The sequence below is a fragment of the Streptomyces sp. NPDC002156 genome (assembly GCF_053593675.1).
Genome location: NZ_JBSFDA010000341.1, coordinates 1 through 3,660, shown reverse-complemented (window position 1 = coordinate 3,660; position 3,660 = coordinate 1). Strand labels below are relative to the sequence as shown.

The 3,660-nt window shown below is 71.6% G+C and carries 2 protein-coding genes; both read left to right on the top strand.

The window, feature by feature from the left end:
• Positions 1–316: 316 nt before the first annotated feature.
• Entirely contained in the window at positions 317–1,012 is a 696-nt protein-coding gene (locus ACWCRB_RS49445; RefSeq protein ID WP_451002319.1) for a hypothetical protein, read from the top strand.
• 172 nt (positions 1,013–1,184) lie between these two features.
• Positions 1,185–3,660: sensor histidine kinase (locus ACWCRB_RS49440; protein ID WP_451002318.1), on the top strand; the 2,476-nt coding region annotated here is incomplete at its 3' end.

The following is a 3,660-nucleotide window of genomic DNA, read 5'->3' as shown; positions in this document are numbered from 1 at the left end:
CGGTGTGACCGTCAACAAGTCCCCGATCCCCGAGGACACCCAGACCTGGACCCACCTCGCCCTCAACTCCCGCGCACAGCACAGCCGTTACTCCCACTCATTGGACTGGGCCGCCCGACAACGCACCACCCCCTTCAGCGCGCTGCCGAACCGTAGTTGATCTCGCCGAACCCGCTCGGGAAAGAGAAGCAATGCGGCGTACACGCCGTACGCCGCACAACCGGCGCACCACCCCCAATAGGCGCAAATCCTCTGGACATCTGGCGTGGCCCGGGCGGCGCGGGCCACGCTGAGCGGGGGTACTCGGGGGGATGCGATGCGCAAGAGGCGTTCTGTGGGGTCCACGGAAGTGGTGCGCGTGCGGGTGTTCGCCTGCGCGTTGCTCGCGGTGGTCGCACTGTTCATGGGGACGGGGTGCCAGCTGGCGTCGGACGGCGATTCGGCGGACGACTCCGCGGCGGGGACCTCCGGGGCCGCCGACGGTACGGCGGTCGACCAGCGGCCGGTGCCGCCCCGGCCCACCGGCTACGGCACCGTCTTCCTCTCCGTCGACGAGTGCAGCTCCTTCGGCACCACCAGCTTCACCGAGGTGCCCTGCACCAGCGAGCGGGCGGCGGCCCGGGTCGTGGCCCGGTACGACGGCAAGGTGAGCGCCGGTCCGGCGTGTCCGGCGACCACCGACTTCGTGCTGCACATCAGCGAACAGCGGCCCGCCGCAGACGAGGACGGCGACGGGGCCGTCCCGCAGGGCTACTCCTGCATGCGCAACCTCCAGGCCCCGCACCCCGGCGACCCGGGCGGCGGCGGAGGCCCGCGCACGATCGTCGGCGACTGCGTGTACAGCGCCGGGCAGGGTGAGGTGCGCGAGACGGCGTGCGACGGGACGGGCGAGAAGAAACCGGAGTACGAGGTGACCGAGGCGGTCGTCAAACGCGTCAACTGCCCTGCCTCCACGGCCCTTTACGTACAACTGGGCGGGGATCGGCCGGTGGGCTGCGCGAAAGCGGTGTGAGGGATTCCATTTTGTCGGGCGAAGGTCGGGCGAATGTCCGGCGAATAACGAGTCGCTCCCATTCACTGGAACAACTGTTGTGGTGAATTCGTGAATCGGTAGGCTCCCCCTGTCATGGCGCGGACCCCTTCTTTTCGGACAGTCCGCCACCACTCACATGCCGGGAACCTTTGTGGCACTCCACGCACGCACGGCACAACAGCAGCAGGACCGGGCTCCGAAGGCTCAGGCGGCCCCGAAGCGCCAGTTGTCGCTCCGGACGATCCTGCTCGTCCTGGCCCTGGTGCCCTGTCTCGCCCTGGTGGCCCTGGGCGCGATGAACTCGGCCCAGCTCTACGGCGACTGGCGGACCGTCCATGACCGCAACGAGGAGGGGAAACGCTTCGGCACCCCGATCGTCACCGTCTTCTACAACCTCCAGGCGGAGCGGCGGCTCAGCGCGGCGGCGCTCGCGGACCCCAAGGCCGGCCGGACCGAGCTGACCCGGCAGCGCACGCGCACCGACAAGTCCGTACAGAGCCTCGAAGCGGTCGGCACCGCCCCGTCCTCTCTCACCGAGGCCTTCCAGGAGGTCACCCTCGGTCTGAAGAAGCTGCCCGACTACCGGGACGCCGTGGACCGGCGGTCCGCCGACCGGCAGCAGACGTTCGACGCCTACACGAGCGTGATCGCGTCGAGCCTGCATCTGCTGGAGGACTTCAGCAACGTCGGCTTCGGTGAGACGTCCGTCCTCGTCCGGCCGGCCCTCGACGCGCAGTGGGGCCTGGAGATGCTCTCGCGCGAGGACGCGATCATCGCCGCCGGAGCGGCGAGCGGGCGGCTCACCGCCGAGGAGCGCTTCCAGCTGACCGAGACGATCGGCAGCGAGCAGCACATCTACAGCGACAAGGTCGTACCGCAGCTGCCCGCCGACCGGGCCAAGGCCTACCGGGCCGTGCTGTCCGGCGCCGACTGGAAGCGGAAGACCTCGCTCGAGCAGCGCCTGTTGAACACGGCGGACGCCGACGGCAGCGGCCGGACCGCCGTCTCCGCCGCGCAGGGCAAGGAGTGGCAGCAGAGCCTCGCCGGGATGACCCCCGCGCTGCTGCAGGCCAGCAGCGCCTACTCCGACGACCTCGTCGCCTCCACCGAGGACGAACTCGGCGGTCTGATGACCGACATGATGGTCAACAGCGCGGTGAGCACGGCGGCCGTGGTGCTGATGCTGGTCATCTCGCTGCGCCTCACCGGCATGCTGCGCCGCCGGATCTTCGGACTGCGCGCCGAGGCCCTCGAACTCCAGGAGCGACTGCCCGACATCGTGGAGCGGCTGCGCAACGGCGAGAAGGTCGACACCGACGCCGAACTGCCCGAGATCCGGCACGGCGACGACGAACTCGGCCAGCTCGGCCAGGCCCTCAACCAGGCCCGTACGTCGTCCCTGGACACCGCCGTGCGCGAGATCGAGCTGTACCGCGGTTTCGAGCGGCTGCTGCAACGCATCGCCCGGCGCACCCAGTTGCTGATCGGCATGCAGCTGAAACGTCTCGGCGAGATGCAGCGGCGGCACGAGGACCCCGAGGTCCTCGAAGGGCTGTTCGACCTCGACCACCTGGCGGCCCGGCTGCGCCGCTACGAGGAGAACCTGGTCATCCTCGGCAGCGGGACACCGCAGCGGCGCTGGCGCAGACCCGTCCTGCTGCTGGACATCCTGCGCTCGGCCCAGGGCGAGGTGCAGGACTACCGGCGCATCCGGATCGACACCGACGGCGAGACCTGGCTGTCGGAGCGTGCGGTCGGCCCGATGGTGCACCTGCTGGCGGAGCTGATGGAGAACGCGGTGTCGTTCTCCCGGCCGCCGACCCCGGTCGAGGTGACCGCCTCCCAGGTGGGGCGCGGGATCGCGATCGAGATCGAGGACCGCGGCATGGGCATGGATCCCGAGCAGTACGCCGAGGCCAACGAGCTGATGGCGAACCCGCCCCGGATGGACGTGATGTCCCGCGCCGACGACGCCCGGCTCGGCCTGTACGTCGTGGCCCGGCTCGCCGCCAACCTGGGCCTCCAGGTGGAGCTGCGGCCCTCGTCGTTCGGGGGCACCCGGGTCGTCGTCCTGGTCCCCGCGGAGCTGATCACGGGCGGCCGGCAGGTCCCGGCCCGGCCCGCCTCGCTGCCGGCCTCCCCGTCGGCACCGGTCCCGGACCGCCTCGCGCTGCGCGCCTCGACCGCACGCCCCACGTACCCGGAGGCCCCGGACCCGCTCACACCCCACGGCGCGCCCTCGTACCCCGGACAGGCGGACGCCCCCGCACCGTCGGCGGCCCCCTTCGCGGACCCGCTCACGCTCAACGGAGCCTCCCATCGTCCCGGTCCTTCGGCGGCCCCCTTCCCGGACCCGCTCACACTCCGCGAAGCCTCCGACCGCCCCGGACCCTCGGCGGCCCCTTTCGCGGACCCGCTCACACTCCGCGGAACCTCCGACCGCCCCGGACCTCCGGCAGCCCCCTTCCCGGACCCGCTCACACTCCGAGGAACCTCCGGCCGTCCCGGTCCGGCGGACTCCCCCGCCCGCCCGACGCCCCGGGCGCGCGGCGCGCACGCCGGTGAGCAGGAGGGGTACGCCCGTCCGCTCATCGGCCCCTGGATCGCGCCGTCGGCGCCGTCCGGGT

Bases quoted from the DNA above. Each gene is read 5' to 3' on its own strand.
- ACWCRB_RS49445 (WP_451002319.1), top strand. From the start codon at position 317: ATGCGCAAGAGGCGTTCTGTGGGGTCCACGGAAGTGGTGCGCGTGCGG.